General features: G+C 55.4%; 18 protein-coding genes. 8 read left to right on the forward strand and 10 right to left on the reverse strand.

Annotated features, from left to right (window positions below; translation table 11 throughout):
• The first annotated feature begins 89 nt into the window (after nt 1-89).
• The 6 genes from GS632_RS14720 (at nt 90) to GS632_RS14745 (ending at nt 8527) form a co-directional block, all read left to right on the forward strand.
• Complete coding sequence (locus tag GS632_RS14720; protein ID WP_171238012.1) at nt 90-2567, forward strand: FAD-dependent oxidoreductase; 2478 nt, start codon at nt 90-92, stop codon at nt 2565-2567.
• Nucleotides 2568-2739: 172 nt separating this feature from the next.
• Entirely contained in the window at nt 2740-3843 is a 1104-nt protein-coding gene (locus GS632_RS14725; RefSeq protein ID WP_171176495.1) for a mandelate racemase/muconate lactonizing enzyme family protein, read from the forward strand.
• A 30-nt stretch (nt 3844-3873) separates the two neighbouring features.
• The gene (locus GS632_RS14730; RefSeq protein ID WP_171176493.1) at nt 3874-5235 is read left to right on the forward strand and encodes an aminotransferase class III-fold pyridoxal phosphate-dependent enzyme; all 1362 of its coding nucleotides are present in this window, start codon (nt 3874-3876) and stop codon (nt 5233-5235) included.
• A 24-nt stretch (nt 5236-5259) separates the two neighbouring features.
• A complete protein-coding gene (locus tag GS632_RS14735) occupies nt 5260-6474 on the forward strand; it encodes an NAD(P)/FAD-dependent oxidoreductase (protein WP_171721282.1) in 1215 nt (404 codons plus the stop codon).
• Nucleotides 6475-6492: 18 nt separating this feature from the next.
• Nucleotides 6493-7527, forward strand: coding sequence for a GlxA family transcriptional regulator (locus tag GS632_RS14740; RefSeq protein ID WP_171176489.1), 1035 nt, complete (start codon nt 6493-6495; stop codon nt 7525-7527).
• A 166-nt stretch (nt 7528-7693) separates the two neighbouring features.
• Nucleotides 7694-8527 (forward strand): MaoC family dehydratase N-terminal domain-containing protein, encoded by an 834-nt coding sequence (locus tag GS632_RS14745; protein WP_171236240.1) that lies wholly within the window; start codon nt 7694-7696, stop codon nt 8525-8527.
• Between the two features lie 373 nt (nt 8528-8900).
• Here the strand turns inward: GS632_RS14745 and GS632_RS14750 are convergent, their stop codons facing one another.
• The 7 genes from GS632_RS14750 to GS632_RS14780 all read right to left on the reverse strand — a co-directional run bounded on the left by GS632_RS14750 (nt 8901) and on the right by GS632_RS14780 (nt 16109).
• Nucleotides 8901-9803, reverse strand: a complete 903-nt coding sequence (locus GS632_RS14750; protein ID WP_171721281.1) for a LysR family transcriptional regulator — start codon at nt 9801-9803, stop codon at nt 8901-8903.
• 251 nt (nt 9804-10054) lie between these two features.
• Nucleotides 10055-10852, reverse strand: coding sequence for a pyrroline-5-carboxylate reductase (locus GS632_RS14755; RefSeq protein WP_171176483.1), 798 nt, complete (start codon nt 10850-10852; stop codon nt 10055-10057).
• A gap of 150 nt (nt 10853-11002) precedes the next feature.
• Nucleotides 11003-12019: a proline racemase family protein gene (locus GS632_RS14760; protein ID WP_171176481.1), complete on the reverse strand. Its 1017-nt coding sequence runs from the start codon at nt 12017-12019 to the stop codon at nt 11003-11005.
• 477 nt (nt 12020-12496) lie between these two features.
• Nucleotides 12497-12970 carry a hypothetical protein gene (locus GS632_RS14765; protein ID WP_171176479.1) on the reverse strand — a complete coding sequence of 158 codons (474 nt, stop codon included), beginning with the start codon at nt 12968-12970 and terminating at the stop codon, nt 12497-12499.
• Between the two features lie 194 nt (nt 12971-13164).
• Nucleotides 13165-13947, reverse strand: a complete 783-nt coding sequence (locus GS632_RS14770; protein WP_171176477.1) for an ATP-binding cassette domain-containing protein — start codon at nt 13945-13947, stop codon at nt 13165-13167.
• Nucleotides 13947-15017, reverse strand: a complete 1071-nt coding sequence (locus GS632_RS14775) for an ABC transporter permease (RefSeq protein ID WP_171176475.1) — start codon at nt 15015-15017, stop codon at nt 13947-13949. Before GS632_RS14775 ends, GS632_RS14770 begins: the two co-directional genes overlap by 1 nt.
• 117 nt (nt 15018-15134) lie before the next feature.
• Nucleotides 15135-16109 carry a sugar ABC transporter substrate-binding protein gene (locus tag GS632_RS14780; RefSeq protein WP_245223183.1) on the reverse strand — a complete coding sequence of 325 codons (975 nt, stop codon included), beginning with the start codon at nt 16107-16109 and terminating at the stop codon, nt 15135-15137.
• A gap of 231 nt (nt 16110-16340) precedes the next feature.
• Here GS632_RS14780 and GS632_RS14785 point away from each other — a divergent pair, with 231 nt between their 5' ends.
• Together GS632_RS14785 and GS632_RS14790 are read left to right on the forward strand one after the other, a co-directional pair.
• The gene (locus tag GS632_RS14785) at nt 16341-17540 is read left to right on the forward strand and encodes an ROK family transcriptional regulator (RefSeq protein WP_171177281.1); all 1200 of its coding nucleotides are present in this window, start codon (nt 16341-16343) and stop codon (nt 17538-17540) included.
• 96 nt (nt 17541-17636) lie between these two features.
• Nucleotides 17637-17921 carry a hypothetical protein gene (locus GS632_RS14790; RefSeq protein ID WP_171721280.1) on the forward strand — a complete coding sequence of 95 codons (285 nt, stop codon included), beginning with the start codon at nt 17637-17639 and terminating at the stop codon, nt 17919-17921.
• Here GS632_RS14790 and GS632_RS14795 read toward each other — a convergent pair whose 3' ends face one another.
• The 3 genes from GS632_RS14795 to GS632_RS14805 are packed head-to-tail and all read right to left on the reverse strand — an operon-like array spanning nt 17922 to nt 20736.
• Nucleotides 17922-18701, reverse strand: coding sequence for an IclR family transcriptional regulator (locus tag GS632_RS14795; RefSeq protein WP_171176469.1), 780 nt, complete (start codon nt 18699-18701; stop codon nt 17922-17924).
• Nucleotides 18702-18712: 11 nt separating this feature from the next.
• On the reverse strand, nt 18713-20071 hold the full coding sequence (locus tag GS632_RS14800; RefSeq protein WP_171721279.1) for a TRAP transporter large permease: 1359 nt from the start codon (nt 20069-20071) through the stop codon (nt 18713-18715).
• The gene (locus tag GS632_RS14805; RefSeq protein WP_171238007.1) at nt 20071-20736 is read right to left on the reverse strand and encodes a TRAP transporter small permease; all 666 of its coding nucleotides are present in this window, start codon (nt 20734-20736) and stop codon (nt 20071-20073) included. Before GS632_RS14805 ends, GS632_RS14800 begins: the two co-directional genes overlap by 1 nt.
• Between the last annotated feature and the right edge of the window lie 39 nt (nt 20737-20775).

Genomic DNA, 20775 nt, shown 5'->3' on the forward strand with positions numbered 1-20775 from the left:
ACATTTGTGCCGTTAGACATTGACACTGGTACATATGTGGCAATAGGAAGTCCATAGAAATCTGCGACTCTCGAACAGGAATTCTTGCGATGTCCACAAAAGAACTGCCCGAACGCGCCAAGGTCGTCATTGTTGGTGGCGGCGTTATGGGATGCGGCCTAGCGTACCACCTAGGTCATGAAGGCTGGGGGGCTGAGACCGTCCTGCTGGAAAAAGCTGAACTGACAAGCGGGTCGACTTGGCACGCCGCAGGTCAAATCACCCATTCCACCAGTTCTTATGGTTTGGGCCGCATGGTCGACTATAACATCGGCCTGTATTCAAAGACGCTTGAGGAAGAGACGGGGCAAGCCGTAACGTGGCACGGCTGCGGTTCCTTCCGTCTAGCCTACACCGAAGACGAAATGGATTGGCTGCGCCACACCCTGTCGGTGGGTCGTTCGCTCGGCTTCAACATTGAACTGGTGGGCCCGGACTTTATTGCCGCGAAGCACCCGTTCTATAACCTCGAAGGCGTTCTGGGCGCGCTTTACACTCCGGATGACGGCCACGTTGACCCGTCGAACGTGACCATGGCCATGGCCACAGGTGCCCGTCAGAAAGGCGTGAAAATCTTCCGTCACTGCCGCGCCACCAACATCACCCAAAACGATGCAGGTGATTGGGTGGTCGAGACCGAGAAGGGCACGATTATCTGCGAGCATGTGGTCAATGCTGGCGGCACTTACGCTCGTCAGATGGGCGAATGGTCGGGCCTGCAACTGCCGATGACCTCGATGACGCACCACTATTTCGTAACCGAGAACGTACCTGAGTTTCAGGATCTGGACACCGAACTGCCGGTGATCCGCGACGACAAACAGGTCTCAGGCTACATCCGGATGGAGCAGAAAAAGGGCCTGATCGGGATTTACGAAAAAGAAAACTCGAACTCGGTCTGGCATGACGAATGCCCATGGGAATACGAGAACTGGCTGTTCGAGGCCGATTATGACCGCGTGATGCCCTGGCTGGAAAACTCGCTGGAACGGATGCCGATCTTTGCTGAACTCGGCATCACCCGCGAAGTGCATGGCGCGATCAGCCATCCGCCGGATGGCAACCCGATGGTTGGCCCCGCTCCGGGCGTCAAGAATTACTGGTGCTGCTGTGGTACACAGATCGGTATCGGTTGGGGCCCTGGCCTGACCCGTGAACTGGCCAAGTGGATGGTTCATGGGGCCGCTGACATCTCGATGCGTGACTACGACCCGCGCCGCTTTGGCGCCTATGCAAAGAAAGACTGGCAGGTCATCAAAGCGCACGAAGATTACAAATTGCGCCATGAGATCCCCTTCCCGCACTTCAACCGTCTGGAAGGCCGCCCGATCAAGCCGTCGCCGCTATATGAACTCCTCAAGGACAAAGGCGCGGTCTACGAAGAAGTCTATGGTTTCGAACGTCCCCGTTGGTTTGCAACCGAAGGTGTCGAGCAGCACGATCACTACAGCTTCCGCCGCAACGTGGTGCATGATGTGGTCGGTGCCGAGGTCAAAGCCGTCCGCGAAAACGTCGGCATCATGGATGTGACCGCTTTCACCAAGGTCGAGGTTTCGGGACCGGACGCCTATGCGTTGTTGGACCGTCTGACCGCCAACAAGATGCCGCAGAAGACCGGCTCGATCACGCTGACCCATATGCTAAACCGCCGGGGCCGGATTGAGTTGGAAACCACTCTGGTGCGGATGGCGGATGACCGCTTCTATCTGGTCTGCGCGGCCTTCTTCGAGCAGCGCCTGCTGGACCACCTGAACCACAACCGTGCCGATGAGAATGTGACCATCACGCCACTGTCCGCTGGCTGGTCGGCCCTGTCGCTGAACGGTCCGAAATCGCGCGAAGTTCTGGCACAGTGCACCGATGCGGACCTGTCCAATGCCGGTTTCCGCTGGCTGTCGGCTCAGGAAATCACCGTGGCCGGTCACAAGGTCTGGGCGTTCCGCATGTCCTATGCCGGCGAGCTGGGTTGGGAATTCCACATGCCGGATGAGGCCTGTGTGGATGTCTATACGGCCCTGTGGGCTGCTGGCGAGCCGCATGGCATCGTCAACTATGGCTCTTTTGCCATGAACGTGATGCGGATGGAAAAAGCCTTCCCCGGCGCGGGCGAACTAACCAACGAGGTCACGCTGCCCGAGGCCAATGTGGGTCGCTTCTTCAAGCTGGACAAGGAGTATCTGGGTGTCGAAGCCACACGCGTAAGCGCCGAGCAGACCGAGAAAGGCGAAATGCCCTGGGTCTGCGCCTATCTGGAAATCGAACCAGACGGGATCGAAGACGGACATGGTGGCGAGGCGATCAAGTTAAACGGCGAGATTGTTGGCGCGACAGCATCTGTTGCTTACGGCCACACGGTCGGCAAGATTCTGGCCTTTGCCTATGTCAAGCCGCACGCCAACGTGCCGGGTCAGGAGATCGAAGTGATCGTCGCAGGTGAACCCCGTAAGGGTCGCATACTGGGCGAGCCTGCCTACGACCCACAGAGCAAGCTGCCTCGCACCGACGCACCCGTTGCGGTTCCAGCTTAAAACAAAACCGGCGGGCATAAGATCAGGTGCCCGCCACCCAATACCGACAACTCAGATCAAGACACTGACCGTTTGGCAACATCGTAGTAACGCCCTGAAGCATCCTGCGACCCCAATAGAAAGACCGAAAAACCTGCCATTTGCGCAACGGGTTAATGAAAGGAAACCTGACGTGAAGATCACCCGCATTGCTGCCTGGGAAGTCCCGCTGACCAGCCATGAAACATATTACATGGCAGATGGGAAAACCTGTGACACGACCATTTCGGTGGTTTTGCGTTTGGACACGGATACGGGCTTGTCCGGCTGGGGCGAAGTCTGCCCGATCCCGCATTACCTGCCCGCCTATGCCAAGGGCGTGATCCCGGCCATTGCCGAATTGGCTCCGGTGCTCATTGGTGCGGACCCGGTGGGGCCGGAAACCGTCATGGAGCAGGCCAACAGGTATCTTCACGGCCATGGTTACGCAAAATCCGCGCTCGATACGGCGCTGTGGGACCTGACCGGCCAAGCCGCCGATCTGCCGGTGCATCGCCTGCTGGGAGGTCGGCAGGTCAAGGACATGCCGCTTTATCACTCGATCACATGTGTGGCGCCGGACGAAATGGCGCGCATGGCACAAGATGCTTATGACAATGGGATGCGCCAGTTCCAGGTCAAGCTGGGCGCTGATGGCGACTGGCAAACGGATGTCGAGCGACTGGCCAAGGTGCGCGAAACCGTGGGTCCGGGCCCGCTGGTTTATGGCGATTGGAACTGCGGCACTGACGCGTTAACCGCGATCCGGGTTGGTCGTGCTGCGGCCCATCTGGATGTCATGCTGGAACAGCCCTGTGCCACGCTTGAGGAATGCGCCCACGTGCAGCGGACCACAGGCCTTCCGATGAAGATTGACGAGAACGCGCATGACATCGCCTCGATCTTCGCCGCGCATCAGGCCGGATGCATGCAGGCCGTGGCATTGAAACTATCCAAGATGAGCGGCCTGTCTGCCATGCGGCAAATCCGGGATTTGTGCCTGACGCTGGGCACCCAGATGTGTATCGAAGATACCTGGGGCAGCGACATCACCACCGCCGCGTTGCTGCATCTGGCCGCGTCCACACCTGCGCGTGGTATCATGAACACGTGCGACCTCAGCCACTATGTCGGCCCGCGTCTGGCCCCCGATGGCCCTGTACGCGAGAACGGCCGCATCACACCACCAGAAGGGCCGGGTCTGGGCGTCACACCTGATGCCGACGCTTTGGGCCAGCCCGTCACCATTATCGATTGATCCAAACCTCATCCCGCCGAGAGACCTGTTATGGAAGATTTCAGCAACGCCTTCCCCTCACATGATCCTGAATGGGTCAAGGACATGCATGCAGATCACTATCTGCAAAGCTGGTCGAAGCAAGGCAGCCGCCCACGTGTCATCACCGGCGCGCAAGGCAGCTGGTTCTGGGACAGCAACGGCAAACGCTATCTGGACTTTCAAAGTCAATTGGTGAACGCCAATATGGGTCACCAGCACCCCAAGATCGTACAGGCGATCAAGGATCAGGCGGACAAGCTGTGTTATATCGGCCCGGCGATGGGTTCGGATGTGCGCTCGGAAATGGCGGCGATCATGAACGAGATCACGCCTGAAAACATAACCTCGACCTTTTTCACTACCGGAGGTTCGGCGGCGAACGAGACTGCGATCCGTCTGGCGCGGCACTATACAGGCCGGACCAAGATCATCGCGCGCTATCGCTCGTATCATGGGGCAACCGGGGGCACACTGTCCCTGACAGGCGACCCACGCCACCACCTGACCCGCGCCGATATGCCGGGCGTGGTGAGGATGCTGGACCCTTACGTGTATCGCCTGCCGACAGGCCACACCGATCCGGCGAAATGCCCGGTGGCCCAGGGCGGTCCGCATCTGGAAGAGATCCTGATGTACGAAAATCCCAACACGGTGGCGGCCGTCATTCTGGAACCGATCGTGGGCACCAACGGCATCATCGTTCCCCCGGATGGTTATCTGCAATCGATCAAGGAAACATGTGAAAAATACGGCATCCTGCTGATCGCAGATGAGGTCATGGCCGGGTTCGGTCGTACCGGAAAATGGTTCGCCGTCGATCACTGGGGTGTACAGCCGGACATCATCACCAGCGCCAAGGGCATCAACTCGGGCTATGTACCACTTGGTACCATGTCGGTCTCAACCAAACTGCATGACTGGCTGCGCGACTACCCGATGCCAGGAGGTCTGACCTACGCTGGGCATCCGCTGGCCTGCGCCTCAGGCATCGCTGCAATCCGCGCCATGCAGGACGAAGGCGCTCTGGAAAACGCAACCCTCATGGGTGAAAAGATGCGGGCCGAGCTGGCCAAAATGGCAGAAAAGCACCCCAGCATCGGGGATATTCGCGGTAAGGGCATGTTCAACGGCATCGAACTGGTCAAGAACCGCGACACGCGCGAACCATTGGTGCCGTTTGCAGCGAAGGGCCCGGATGCCAAGCCAATGTCGGATATGATGAGCTTTGCGATGAACGAAGGGCTGTACCTGTCCTTCTATTCCAATGTCGTCCGCCTGACCCCACCGCTGAACATCAGCGAAGAGGATCTGATGACGGGTCTGGAGATCCTGGATCGAGCCCTCGATATCGCGGACCGCGAATGTGTTTGAGCGTGACTTTGCGAGGTCAATGAAATGACCAACTATGGTGTCATCATTGTCGGGGCGGGGCAAGCGGGTTGCTCCGCCGCAGTCAAACTGCGCAATCTTGGCTATGACAAGCCAATCGCCCTGATCGGAGAGGAGGCGCACCCACCCTATCAGCGCCCGCCCCTATCCAAAGCGTATCTGTTGGGCAAGCTGCCTCGGGACCGCTTGTTCTTGAGGCCCGAGAGTTTCTTTGATGAGCATCAGGTTGACTTGCACCTGAATCAGCGGGTGACGGACATTTCTGTGGACGATCAGACACTTGTCTGTGACGATCAAACACTGGCCTTTGAACACCTAGTCCTCGCGACAGGCTCAACCCCCAATCGTTTGCCCGAGAGCATAGGTGGAAGCCTGACTGGCACCTATACGATCCGAGGGATTGCCGATATCGATGCAATCGCACCGGAATTCAAGCAAGGTCGAAAGGTTGCCATCATAGGCGGAGGCTACATTGGCCTCGAAGTCGCTGCCGTTGCGGCAAAGCTGGATCTGGATGTGACTCTGATCGAAGCTGCACCGCGCATTTTGCAGCGTGTCGCGTCACCGGAAACCGCCAAGTATTTCCGCGAGCTGCACGATGCCAACAACGTCCGAATTCTTGAAGGTACCAAGATCGCACGCGTCACGGGAGAGGGCCGCGCAGACGGTGTCGAACTCGCCAACGGGGACGTTGTCCCTGCCGATTTTGTTGTTTTAGGGATTGGCATTACCCGGAACACGGCACTTGCCGAGACAGCCGGAGTTACCGTCGAAAACGGCATCAAAACCGATGCGTTGGGCCGCACCTCGCATCCTTGTATCTGGGCTGCGGGGGATTGTGCGACGTTTCCCCATGGGAACGCCCAGATCCGATTGGAGAGCGTTGGCAATGCCATTGATCAGGCCGAAACGGTAGCCGAAAACATCATGGGTGCCACCAAACCCTATAAGGCGAAGCCCTGGTTCTGGTCGGATCAGTATCACGTCAAGCTTCAAATCGCCGGATTGAATGCCGGCTATGATCAGGTCGTCTCACGCGAAGGTGACGATGGGTCGTACTCGGTATGGAACTATTGTGAAGGGAAACTCATTGCGACCGACGCAATGAACGACCCGCGCGCCTACATGGTTGCAAAACGGCTGATCGAATCCGGCAAGTCCCCGCATCCCGAGATGGTTGCAGACAGGGGTACTGATCTCAAATCCATTCTAAAGGTCTGAGGAAAGGCAAGGCAGCGTATGTATATTGAGTCCAAACCCATCACCCGTTGCCGGGGGGGTGAAAACCCAAGCGCTGTCGGGCATTCAGAAATCATTGCCCAAAAGCGCCACTTTTACTTTCTGCTGCTTCCAGGCACCAACATGTTGGATTTCGCGGCGGCAATCGAACCTCTGCGGGCGGCCAATTTAGTGACAGGTGAAACAGAATACACCTGGTCGGTCATGACCGAAACAGGCAGCAACGTAATGTGCTCGAACGGGATCGAAATCCCGACAGAGACCGGCCTTTCTATGACGCGGCATGCAGACTACGTGATCGTGTGCTCGGGGTACTCCGGCTATCTCGACGCTCTCCCTGAAACTCTGCAATGGTTGCGCAGACATTCCAGATTTGGCGGTCGGGTCGCGGCGATCGGAACCGGTGCATTTACCTTGGCGCGCGCCGGGTTGGCAACCGAAGCGCAACTGACGCTCCACTGGTCTCTGGCGCCGGTTTTTGAAGAGATGTTTCCAAAACTTGACTGCTTGTTGGTGCGTGTTGTGGCTGATGACAGTTTGGCGTCAAGCGCCGGGGGCACTGCCAGCCTGGACTTGACGCTTTCCATCATTGAATCGGACTTCGACAGTGGCACTGCCCAGAAAGTGGCGGACCATTGCCTCCATAACTTTGACAATCACAGCAACCGATCGCAACGCCAGACAATGTCAAAAATGGCTGGATCCCGAAACCCCGCTTTTCTGAGCATTCTCAAGAAAATGGAAGACTCACTTCAGGATCCGATCCCGGTTGATGAATTGATTCGAGAAGAAAAAATCTCGAGGCGGCAGATCGAACGGTTGTTCAACAAACACTTGAAGACCAGCCCGTCACGACACTATCGCAATCTGCGTCTGGACCGTGCGCGCGTGTTGCTGCATGGAACGGATTTGTCCATCATTGATGTTGCCGTCGCAACTGGGTTTGCCAGTATCGTCAATTTCTCAAAAGCCTACAAAGCGCGCTTTGGTGAGCGCCCAACCGCCGACCGGTCGATAGCACTGGCGTACAGCTGACCTGAGATGACAGCTCAAGGAAGCGAAACCAACGCGAAACCCGATATGCTGATCCGTTGGCTGGACGTTAAAGAGGGCAAGCGTTGTCATCCGCCCCCTCAATCGATCAGTATGGCGCGGCGTTGCACCCTGCATTCGCGTGACCAACGAAGAAGGATCCGTATTGATGCCGCACGACGTCGACTCTTGGATCGGACGCTCAGAAACGCGTACGGACACTTTGCGCACCGAACCTGCCCGGTTTATGCAGGCCACAATTGGCCGCGAACCGACATTGCAATGCGGCGACGCACTTCCACCTTTGTGGCATTGGCTTTACTTTCTCGAAGCAAAACCGCTGGGCGAACTGGGTCGTGATGGTCACCCAAAGAAAGGTGGTTTTCTGCCTCCGGTCGCTCTACCTCGCCGAATGTGGGCTGGCGGACGGTTCAAGTTCAAGGCAGCTGTCCCACTGGGCTCCCAGGCTAAGAAACGCTCTACGATAAAAAAGATAACCGAAAAGATCGGTCGCAGCGGGCAACTGTGTTTTGTGACGGTTCTACACGAGCTTTTTTTGAACGACGGAACGCTGGCCATAACTGAAGAACACGACATCGTTTATCGGGAAGACCCGCATCCCAATGCTCAAAAATCCTTGCCTATTCCTGCTCCGATCAATGCCGAAGTCTCTGAAATAATATCGCCGTCGCAAGTTATGCTTTTTCGCTATTCGGCCCTGACCTTCAACGGGCACCGGGTCCATTATGACGTAGACTATGCGCGCTCAGTCGAGGGGTATGACGGGTTGGTCTTTCATGGGCCGCTTACGGCAACGCTACTGGTTGATCTTGCGCAACGTACCATGGGAGCGACACCAAGAATCTTTGAATTCCGTGGAACTGCTCCTCTGGCGGGGATGACTCCGTTCCATATCGAAGGAACGCGTGAAGACAACACGATGCAGCTATGGGCTCGCCGCTTCGACGGGGCCAAAGCCATGCAGGCAAAAGCTACTTTCTAAGTTCCAGGACACTTGGCCAACAAACAATGTGGGCTGCGATAGCGCCTGCAGACTGGAACACCTTCGGGCAACTGTCATACTTTGGCTGTCGCAGATGGCGTGCAGTTTCCTGTTCCTTGATCATTTGGGTGATCTTTTTCTGGGTGCATCTGGTCTTTATTTGCCCATCCCTCAGTTGAGCGGACTAAACACTAATTTGGAGGAGATTCTGGGGCTCAGGCCAGGTGACTTGAACACACAACTTTGACGACAAAATATTGCCTGATGGCTCGATACGATTTGTAGCATGACCGAGTCTGAATTCTGAGCCTCAATGATCCGAACATAAGTTTACCCATGGTGGCGTACCGCCACAGTCACCAACTAGGCTTACTCAATCTGCTAACTGTGATCCCTTCAAAAGCAAAAGACACTTTTGCGCCATTGGGTTCCTTTGCCCAAATCGCGTTAACCGAGCATATACCTTGGTGGATGTTGAATGCCAGTCAACTGGCATCTCAACCAGATCACCACGCGCTAGGTAAGGGTCAATGAAACTGAGCCAACCCAAACCCAAACCCTGACCGGATGCCGCCGCTTCTAACAGATAGACATAGCTATCGAATTCTCCACAGATCGGCCAATCCGCATACTCGGGGTGCGCATCCCACCAGTCAATCCAATCCAACCAACCATAGTTCTCTTTCTGCAATCTCAGTAGCGGCGGTGCTTCGCATTCTCCCGACAGGGCGCTGACAGCGCGCCTAACCATTTCGGGCGTCCCAACCGGTTTGACCTTCTCTTCACATACCACAACATGTTCTGTGTCAGGCGCTGTTGCAGAGTATTCAAAAACAATATCACCGCCCGAATCGACTGCAGCTTGAACCAAATTATATTCAGCAGTCATGACACGCAGTTCGGCCTCATTTCCCAAAGCGTTCCGAAGGTATCCAAATCGCGGCATCAGCAACAAGTGCGAAACTGAATGAGAACATACCAGGGTGACGCTGTTATCGACTTGCTTCAAATCCTGAACCGCATTTTGCAATGCATCGAAACCTTGAACCACGCCGGCGTAAAACTGACTGCCTTTGGATGTAAGCGCTATCGGGTTTTTGTCGCGATCAAAGAACTCAACACCATATCGGATCTCCAAGTTTCGAATGTGGCGACTGATAGCGGGCTGTGACGTGTTCAGCTCTTCGGCGGCACGTGCGAACCCCTGCAGTCGCGCCACCGCCTCAAAGGCAACCAGCGAGCTTAGAGAAGGGATGTTGTATCTGCGATTAGCCATATCAATTCAGTTATGGCCGTGAGCACTTCAAAGCAATGCAAAACACAAGCGCCCGCAATCAATCCGGTCAACCGAGTTCGAAACCGGATTCAGTTGGGCAGACAATGAAAGGCTGTATAAAGCCTCTGTAATGCACAAACCCTAAGTTTCAGATTGTCCGGGTTTGCTTCACTTGTCCTTCGCATGAATTTGGCGCGGGGCTTGCTTGCTGGCACCCGTCAAAACACTGACCGTTCCGACTGGAATGCGCCTCACTCCTCACCCCGCTCAGACCTTTCGCGGGCGTTGCATAAACGCTGCATTACGCTGTCCAGCCCTGTCTTTACGGCCTCTGTACCTCCTGCTTCAACAAAGACCTGAAACAATTGTGCGTTCAGCCCAGCCGGGGTCGAATGCTCGATCCGCTGCGCGTCATAGGATTTTTCACAATCCTTCATCGCGGTCTGCGCCAGCGCTGCAAAAACGCCATTCAGGTAGCGTTGCGAATCCACCTGCTTAATTCCGTTTGATTGCATCCAGGCCGAAGCGATATCCAAAATACCAAAGTACGTTCCCATCAGCGCACTTGCGGCGGCAAAGGCATCGAATTCTTCCACTGTCTGGGCACTGACCACAGTTCCCAAGGGGTTAAAAAGCGCCTCGCCTATCGGGTCATGTGGAAACAGGACAGTCACTCCGCGGTGCTGTGCGACTGCGGGCAATGGGATTGCTCGGAACAGTCGTACAGGTGCGCCAATCCAGTCTTGCAAAGCATCATGCGTCAACGTGGCGATCAGGCTGCAGACGTGCTGACCCTCGGAAAACGTGAGCGGGCGCAACACCGCTTGGGCATCCTGCGGGCGGACAGCCAAAAACACCAGATCCGAATTATCAACAACCGATTGCGCGGAATCGCAGATCTGCACAAGATCGCTAGTTGCAGCCAGCCGCGCGGACGCTCGGCGATTGCGTTTGGTCACATGAACCTCAGCAATCTCCAGGTCGGTCGCCAAAAGGCCGCTTACCACCGCCTCGGTGATCACGCCCGTTCCGATAAATCCTAGTCGCATATGCGTTGCCCTATTTCTTTTAGATCGCCACGAGGGGGCTGGATCTTTCAAATAATGTGAACAGATTGACCCCAAGCCACCTGTTCAAGCCACAAACTCTCAAAATCTCGCCGGATATCACCTTCAAACCCACCAGAAGAAGGGCGGCAGCTAGCCTCCCCAAGTGTCCGATAGTGTGAACCCATTCTGAAACGGGTCGGTAGGATCAAGACCAATTTGGCTCAGGCCATAAATCCAACATTGACCGGAAACGCGGTTTTGCGTTGCAGGGTAGCTTCCAATGACTGCATCGGAGATAAATTCCGTGGTGAATTCCCCGCCAATTATGGAGCGCGAAACCAGTTTGTCGCCCGGTTCCACAAATCCGCCGGCATGTCGGGCAGCCATGTTTGCATTTGACCCGGTGCCACAAGGAGACCGATCCACACGCCCGGGACGCATCGTCGTGCAGGTTCGAATGGCCCCGTCATCGTCTTCGCCACGGAACATGACATAAGCCAGCCCATCCAGAGCTGGCGTCGTTGGGTGTTTCACCTCGATGCTGGACGCGATCCGTTCCCTCAAAGATACGCCGTTCATGGCTAATGCGCGTGCATTCTCAGGTGATATGGTAAGCCCCATTTGTTCCACATCTACCAACGCATAAAACACGCCGCCAAAGCAGATATCATACGTGATCTGCCCCCGATCGGGTGTGTCGATGACAGCAGCTTTGGTCAAAACGAAGGAAGGCGGCATGTCCAGCGCCACGTTGATGACCTTGCCATTCTCGCATCGGGCGATGGCACGCACTAACCCGGCTGCGGTATCCAGCACGACCTCGGTCTCAGGGTCAACCATCTGTTTCATGCCGGTTTCCAGAATGGCCGTCACGGCGCACATTGCATTGGAACCTGACATCGCGTGTGCCTGATCGGGCTGCAAGACGATAAAGCCTGTATCGGCCTCCGGTTTAGTGGCTGGAAGCAACAGAACCACAGAGCCCGCAGGGCCTGAACGCGGCTCAGAACACAACAGTCGGCGCAAGTCGTCATCCACCTTGTTGATATAGTCAAGCTTGTCAGCCATCGTCGCGCCGGGGATGTCCAGCATGCCTCCTGTTACCACACGGCCAATCTCACCGGCGCAGTGCACGTCGACCAATTGCAATGTTCGTGTCCAACGCATCGGGTCCTCCTTTCAAGCTACGGCCTGAGCGCCCGGAATCTCGAAAACGGATCCGCACAAATACCCTGCCCCTTCGGACCACACAGATCAGAAAACTGCGCAGCAGTACACATGCGCCTGTGCCCACCAGTTCGTGGGTGGTTGCCGATCCAACGAACTCTATTGTCGCCGACAAACGCAAGGCTCGAGCGCGTCTGAATGCCATGCCTCGACCTTTCAGATAACGGCGCGATGGTTTGGAACGACCATATGTCGTGACCTGCTCTGTCTCGAGGCAATTATTTAACCGCCACTCTTCCAACAATCCGTCAACACCAGACTGCTTGTATCTGCCTCAGGGTGCCTGGGTGAAGGTTGGTCGCGAGGCTCCTTAAGAAAAGAAGCGGTCACGCAGTACTGGTTGCCAGTTCCATTTCAAGCACAAGGCTTCGTTCAGCGAAACACCCGGCAGACTAACTTGGTGCCTGGAAAACCGGGTCAAAAAGCGTAGCGTGTGCCGGTTTCCGTATAATTCTGGTTTAAGTTTAGGTCTGCTTTCCTGCTGTTGCGAATAACAAGCTGGGCATTGGGCAGATCGTTAGATTTAGCACGTCGAAGCGCGGATTTTGGGTCAAATCCATGCTTTATCCATCGCTGTTGCAGCCTGCTTTCGAGTTCTTCCAAAGTTGGGCTTATGAAAACCGTTGCAGCATACGCATCCGCCACTGTCCTCCACGGGTCGCTGTCCATCAGAAGGTAGTTTCCTTCTACAACAACAACTGGCGTTTCAGGGTGAACAGCAATCGCGTTTGCGATGGCAATATCCATATGGCGGTCGAATTTTGGGTAAAAGAGCTCATGCCGTGCAGACTGAAGCCGTCTGATTGCATCGCAAAACCCAATACCGTCGAAGGTTTCTGGCGCGCCTTTTCTCGGCAGCAGACCGCGCGGTTCGAGTACACCGTTGTCCAAATGGTAGCCGTCCATCGGGATCAGAGTCGCAAACGGAACCACCGAGTTTTGCTGAGTGTTCAGCGATTTTACAACGGTTTCTGCCAAGGTCGATTTACCGGACGCAGGAGGGCCGGCAATTGCAACAATCGTCCGGACCTCAACCTGCCTCCGGGAGGAAATCAAATCGCAAACGCGCTCTACGTCCTGCTTGATCACGCGGCGTCCTCTTTCGGGGGCTCTTTGGCGCCGGTCATGAAGGCGACGGCGTCGGACATCGTATAGTCCTTGGGATCGATCGTGCAGAGCCGTTTGCCTAGTCGGTGCACATGGATGCGATCTGCAACTTCAAAGACATGCGGCATGTTGTGGCTGATTAGGATGATCGGAATGCCACGCGCGCGTACATCCTGAATAAGTTCAAGCACCTTGCGGCTTTCCTTGACCCCCAAAGCAGCCGTCGGTTCGTCCATGATAATGAACTTGGTCGCGAAGGCGGCTGCGCGGGCAACGGCAACACCCTGGCGCTGTCCACCCGAAAGCGTCTCAACCGCTTGGTTGATGGATTGAACGGTCATCAGCCCAAGCTCGGTCAGTTTCTCACGAGCGAACTTTTCCATTGCAGGTCGGTCAAGCTGACGCAGGTATTTGCCCATGAAGCCCTGTTTGCGGATCTCGCGACCCATGAACATGTTGTCCGCAATGGATAACGCCGGGGACATCGCAAGCTGCTGATAGACGATCTCAATCCCCATGTTGCGAGCGTCGATCGGTGAGGTGAAGTTGACTCTCTTCCCTTCGATCAAGATCTCACCCTCATCCGGGATCGTAGCGCCGCAAATCGCCTTGACGATAGACGACTTGCCCGCACCGTTGTCTCCGATGACCGCAAGGATTTCACCTTGGCGCAGCTCAAAGTCGGAATGGTCGATGGCGGTGACGTGGCCATAGCGCTTCACGATCCCGCGCCCTTGGACGACTGGAGTTGTGTCTGACATCAGCCCGATACCTTTCTGATCCACTGGTCGACTGCGACTGCTGCGATGATGAGAAGCCCGATAAGCAAGAAGGTCCACTGCGCATCTGCGCCAAGCAACCTCAGCCCGAGGGTGAAGACACCCACGATCAGCGCCCCGAACAGGGACCCCAGAATGGAGCCACGGCCGCCGAACAAAGAAATACCTCCGATCACGACAGCGGTGATGCTTTCAATGTTGGCCAATTGGCCGGAGGTTGGTGAGACCGATCCGATGCGCCCGATCAAAGCCCAGCCCGCAAAAGCGCAGATCAGACCGGACAGCATGTAGACGGACATTAGGGTTCTGTGGACGTTGACACCGGACAGCTCGGCGGCCTCGGGGTCATCCCCTACGGCATATACGTGTCGGCCCCACGCTGTGTGTTTGAGCGCATAAGCCAGCACAAAGATAAGCGTGAGCATGAATATGACGCCAACGGTAAAAGTCGCCCCGCCAATGCTGAACTTTGTTCCGAAGAACTGAAGGAAGGGGGCGTTGGCTTCGATATCCTGACTGCGAATGGTTTCGTTCGCAGAGTACAAAAAGTTGGTCGCAAGAACGATCTGCCACATCCCGAGTGTGACAATGAAGGGGGGCAGCTTGACGCGACTGACAAGCCAACCGTTCAAAGCTCCGATCATCGTGCCAACGGCCAGACCGCACATGACGGCAATTGGTACCGGAATACCGTAGCGGAAGGTGAATTGCCCCATAATGACAGAAGAAAACACCATGATCGCCCCGACGCTTAGGTCAATGCCGGCGGTCAGAATGACCAAACTTTGCGCTGCGGCGACGATACCTACAATCTGAACCTGTTGCAGGATCAGGGTCATTGCGAAGGGCGAGAAGAATTTTGAACCCAATAGCAAGCCAAAGATCAATATTGCTCCGACCAATACGATCAAAGGCACAAAAGATGGGTTGACGTGGAGAAGGTGCTGTAACTTCCCCAACATGCCGCGCCGGTGGCTCTCAAATTCAGCCACGGTCTCTTTCGGACTGGCAGCAGTCTCAAACTCCTGGGCGCCTCGTTTTGCTTCAGACATCTCTCCCCCTTCCCTAGCGCGCATCGCAGCCACGAGATCAGTTTAAAGGAAGTTTCGGTTTTTCGGTGAACAGAAAGGATGAGGCGCTGCGACGCGCCTCATCCAATTGGTGCTTGCTTAGCCCCAGCAGAGATCCAGGCCTTCGGCGACCGAAATAGACTCGACGCCGTCAACTGGTTGGTCGGTAATCAGTGCAACGCCGGTATCGTAGAAGTCTTTCCCGGGCGTATTTTCGGGCTTCACACCTTCGTCCGCCCATTTCTTGATGGCTTCGACACCCAGCGAGGCCATTAACAGCGGGTACTGCTGACTGGTGGCACCAATGACACCTGCCTCTACGTTTTGGACACCGGGGCAGCCGCCATCAACCGAGACGATCAGCACGTCGTTCTCACGTCCGATAGACTTCAGAGCTTCGTAAGCACCTGCCGCTGCTGGTTCATTGATCGTGTGAACGACATTGATTGTTGGATCTTTTGCCAGAAGGTTTTCCATTGCACGTCGGCCACCTTCCTCGTTGCCGTCGGTTACATCGCTGCCAACCAGGCGCGCATCGGTTTCGTCACCGATCACGTTGGGGTCGGCCAAGTCTACACCGAAGCCATCCAGGAAACCTTGGTTGCGAAGAACATCCACTGTTGGCTGGCTGACGTTCAGATCAAGTGTCGCAATTTTGGCGTCGGCAGCTGCATCACCCATTTTGGCCTTTGCCCATTGTCCGATCAGTAAACCAGCTTTGTAGTTGTCCGTGGCAAATGTAGCATCCGCCGAGTCAATTGGGCTCAGCGGTGTGTCCAGCGCAATCACCAGAAGTCCAGCGTCGCGCGCCTGCTGAACAGCCGGTACAATCGAGCTTGTGTCAGACGCCGTGAGCAGAATTCCCTTTGCGCCATCAAGAATGCAGGTTTCGATCGCCTGAACCTGAGTTTCGTGGTCGCCGTCGACCTTACCTGCAAAAGCCTTAAGCGTCATGCCAAGCTCTTCGGCTTTGGCTGTGGCACCTTCCTTCATCTTTACAAAAAATGGATTGGTATCCGTCTTGGTAATCAGGCAAACGGTTTCACCAGCCGCTTGGGCGGATGCTGCGGCCATCGTAAGCGCAGTCGCTGATGCGGCAATCTTGAATAGATTTCTCATGTTGTCCTCCCAGAAAATTGTTGTTGCCTCGCACGGCATGCCAGCAAGACCCGACCTCATCCTCCAATGAAGGTCTCAATCAGAGAACAGTGATTCTGGCCTCTCTGTCAATAAATAAATAAAGTTTATTTATTAATTTGCGCGGATGTCTTTTCATAAGAAAATAAGGCGTTTATGTTCAAACTTATGGAGAAAGAGGCTCTTAAATCACTGACCGGCGGGGTAAGTCAAAGCGGGGTTCGCGATCACAACGAACGTCTGATTTTGACGGTTTTACAGCGACATGGGCCCACCGCTGGCGCGGACGTTGCGCGGTTAACAGGCCTGTCTCCGCAAACTGTATCAATAATTTTGCGCAAACTTGAAAAGGACGGGATTCTCAAACGTGGAACCCCGTTGCGCGGCAAAGTGGGGAAGCCCTCAATCCCCATGGAATTGAACCCGGAAGGCATCTTGTCGGTGGGGATGAAGATTGGACGGCGTAGTGCCGATCTGCTGTTGATCGACTTTTTGGGCACGCCGCGCCGCCAACTCTCCACCACGTATGACTATCCGCTACCAGAGGTCATTTTCGGCTTTCTGGAGTCTGGGCTGGAGACGCTCCTCTCACACGAACCTCGGACTCTTCGGGACCGAGTGTGCGGTATCGGAATCGGTACTCCGTTCGAACTTTGGAAGTGGCATGACCTGTCAGGGCTTGCAGCCAAGAAATTCAGGTCGTGGAAAAACGTGAATTTCTTTTCCGAAGTTGCCAAATTCAGCGATCTTCCGGTCTTTGTCGTTAACGACGCTACTGCCGCGTGTCACGCAGAGCATCTCTATGGTCGCGGGGCCGAGTATCGCGACTATTTCTATTTCTTCATCGGCTCGATGATCGGCGGTGGCGTCGCGTTGAACGGCACGGTGTTCGAGGGCAACCAAGGCAATGCAGGTGCCTTAGGCGCGATGCGCACAACAGGCCCATTGGGTGAAAGCCAGCAACTGATCGACACTGCATCACTGTTTCTGCTCGAGGACAGGCTGATCGAAGCAGGTGTCGACCCTGGGGTTCTTTGGAGAAAGCCGCAGGATTGGAGCAGCATTTCCCGATATGTGGATCCATGGATCGGCACCACTGCGCAGGAATTGGCAAAAGCGGCATTGTCCATCTGCGCTGTCATCGACTTCGAAGCAATATTCATCGATGGCGCATTCCCACCCGAAGTGCGGGATGAACTGGTCGCCCGGGTTCGCCGGTATCTGGTCAATCAGGATAAACGGGGGTTGATCCCTCCGGTCGTCGAAGCTGCGGCGGTCGGAGAGAACGCGCGCGGAATTGGCGCGGCAAGCAGCCCGATTTTCCGCCAATTTCTTTTGAACACCAATGCTGGGCTTTCAAGGATGTAGCGAGCTCATCTCGCGATCATGCTTCGTGGCCCTTCAAGATACCCGGAAGCTGTCAAAGGCGATTTGGAGTTCCTTATTGCTACCGACAATTAACGCGTGTCCGACGGCAGGTTCTTATCTGGTACGCCGGGAGACACGCTCGCATTCAAGGCCCTGGACACCAGCCGCGACGATATCGTGCGCTATATCGTCGAGCAAGGCATAACCAACCCCAAAGCACTCGCAAACTGGTCCTTTGCGCCGCTCGGCAACACGACAGTGTTGTTTGAAATCGGACCAAAGGCACAAGATTATCAAAACGATGTCACAGGGGGCACGATCGAGGATGCCGGAGACGGCACGGAAGGAAATTTGCATCCTAACTGTCATCTTAGGTACTGATCATTCCGCTAACATCGCCGAAAGCTCTTTCGCCCCTTTTTGCAGCGTGCCCAGAAACGACATCAGGCTTTTGACATCGTGACGTTGTGTCGGGGCATGAACCGAAAGCGTTCCAGCCAACCTGCCCTGCCCATCTTGAATCGGCACAGCAAGAGCTGTCATTCCGGCCATGAACTCCTCGTCATCTGTGGAAAAATTGTTTTCGGATATACGCCGGATTTCCGCTTGCAAAGCTTTGGGATCCGTCAACGAGTGTTCGGTCTGCGGCCGTAAGTTTCCTGCTGAAAGAAACCCATCCAGCGTTTTCTGCCGCAGTGTGGACAGATACATCTTGCCGCTTGCGGTGCAATGGAAGGGTACTTGCGTACCGACAGGCAACTGAATGCGCAAAGGCCACTTCGTTTCGACCCGGTCAAGATATATCATTCCCTCGCGGTCCGGGATAGCCAGATTGCAGGTCTCGCCCACTTCTTCCGCGACACTGCGCAAGATTGCCAAACGTGCTGTTCGCAGATGCTCTGACGACATCGTATTGACCGAAAGCAACCGTAACCGGCGACCTGGCCCATAAGAGCGACCGTCCAGATCGCGTTGCAGGAAACCTTCGGCTTCTGCTGTTTGCAACAAACGATGAATGGTTGGCTTGGCCAGCCCAAGTGTTTCGATCAAGTCCGATGGTTTGACGGCCACACCGCGCCGCGCCACCTCCTCAAGTATGAGAAGAAGGCGCAAGTTGGTCGGGATCTGAGTTTCTTTCTCTTGTGTTTCCGTTTCAGCCATCCCGTAACAGTCTAGCTATTTGGAAGTAGGATCAAGGCCAGATCGGGCACAAGCGACACCAAAATCCAAACCGACAGCAACGCCACCAGATACGGCACCGTGTATCGCAACAACCGGAAATAGGGTACGCCTGTCACGCCCGAAGCTACATAGAGATTTAGACCGTAAGGTGGTGTGATGAACCCGATAGATGCCCCAACCAGGAAGATCACCGAAAAATGAACCGAATCGATTCCAACCGAAGCTGCAATCGGGGCAAGGATCGGGGCAAGGATGATTGTGACTGGCAAACTCTCCAGCACCATGCCCGAAAAGAAGACGATGACCATCGAAGTGAACAGAACCGCATAATAGCCACCCATTGAAGTCACGAAATCGCCAATGGTTTGCTGCGCCCCTAGCAAGGACAGGATCTGTTGCATCACCACAGAAACAGCGATCAGCGGCGCAAGAATGCCGGTGATCTGCGCCGAACGGATCACGATCGACGGGATCTCGGGGATTGTGAAACCTTCAACCACGAACATTTCGGCAAAGCTTTTCTCGGTTGGTGGAATGTCATTCCGTGCGCCCATGATCCGATTGATCGGATAGCTGACCAGACCGGCAATGACGCAGAAGCCAACAGTTACACCTGCGGCCTCGGTCGGGGAAAACTTGCCTGTGTAAATGCCCCATAGCACCAAACCAATGGCGAAGAAACCAAGCCAAGCGCCAAACGCCGTTTTCAGGACACGGTTCAGCTGCAACGGGATCAGGTAGCCCCACCCGTTCATGCGGCAGATAATCCAGCAAGCAAATTGCATCCCGATAACCATCAGTGCGCCGGGTAGAATCCCTGCCACAAAAAGTTCGGAAATTGGCAGATTCATCAAAAACCCATAGACGATGAAGATGATTGATGGGGGAATGATGATCCCCACCGTGCCACCCGCTGCCGCAGTGGCCGCACTGAAACGTTCATCATAGCCGCCCTTGACCATCTCTGGATGCAGCATCGAGCCGATTGTCGCCGTCGTCGCCGAGTTCGACCCCGAGATCGCCGCAAACAACCCGCATGCCCCAAGCGAAGCCATTGCCAACCCGCCGCGTATCCAGCCCAGACAGGCGTAGGCAAAGTCACTGAGCCTTCGGGCAATGCCGGATTTGTTGATGAGGTCACCGGTCAGAATGAACAGGGGCATCGCCAAAAGAGCAAAGCCCTTGTTGAAGACATTGAGAAGCTCGGCACCCATGTTGTCCAGGGTGAGACCCAGCACAAAGGAGCAACCGATCACCCAATATCCAATGACCAGAAAAACGGGCACGCCCAGCATGAACAGAAAGGTCACGCCCAGCGAGATTAATGTCACCAAAGTTCCGTCAGCCATCAGTCTGCCCCAATCACGGCCTGCTTGATAAGCGGCTCACCCGTTTTCCAATTGTGAAGATCATCTGCCAGGTTCTGAAAGACCCGCCCAACCATCAGAAAGAAAGACAGCGGCGCAGCCAGAAGGAACCACCACTGCATGATGTTGTCCGTGCCCAGAACGATCTGGAAATTTGACGCCGACAACGCCACCAGACGCGTGGTGGTCACGATCACGATTACCGCAAAGCCAAACCACAAAATCGCATCAAGGATCAGACAGGTCAGCTGTCCGCCACGGGGCATAGCGGTTCGAAATTCGCTAAAGCTCAGATGAGTGCGCAGACGGACATTATAGGACGCGCCAAACCACGCCATGACCATGAACAAGAGCGGCGGGATGGTCGTCGACCACGGCTCCTGATCGTTAAAGACGAACCGATCAATAACACCCCAGAAGATGATCAGCGCGATAGCGAGATAGGAATACACCATCACCGACCGCTCCAGATGGCGTTCGACAAAGGGCACTGCCCGATAAATCAGCATGATCGCGACCCCGCCCAGGGCCGCGACGACCGCGCCCAATACCCAGGTCGCGTTCGATTCCAGCGCAGATTGAATCTCGAAGGAATCCTGGCTGAGAAAGGCGCTGAATATCGCGCCTGTTTCTGCCCAAAACGACATGTACCCCGTCCTCCCAGTCGGTTTTGCATCGAACCGGCC

The organism is Ruegeria sp. HKCCD7296 (assembly GCF_013110775.1).
In the GTDB taxonomy this organism is placed as follows: domain Bacteria; phylum Pseudomonadota; class Alphaproteobacteria; order Rhodobacterales; family Rhodobacteraceae; genus Ruegeria.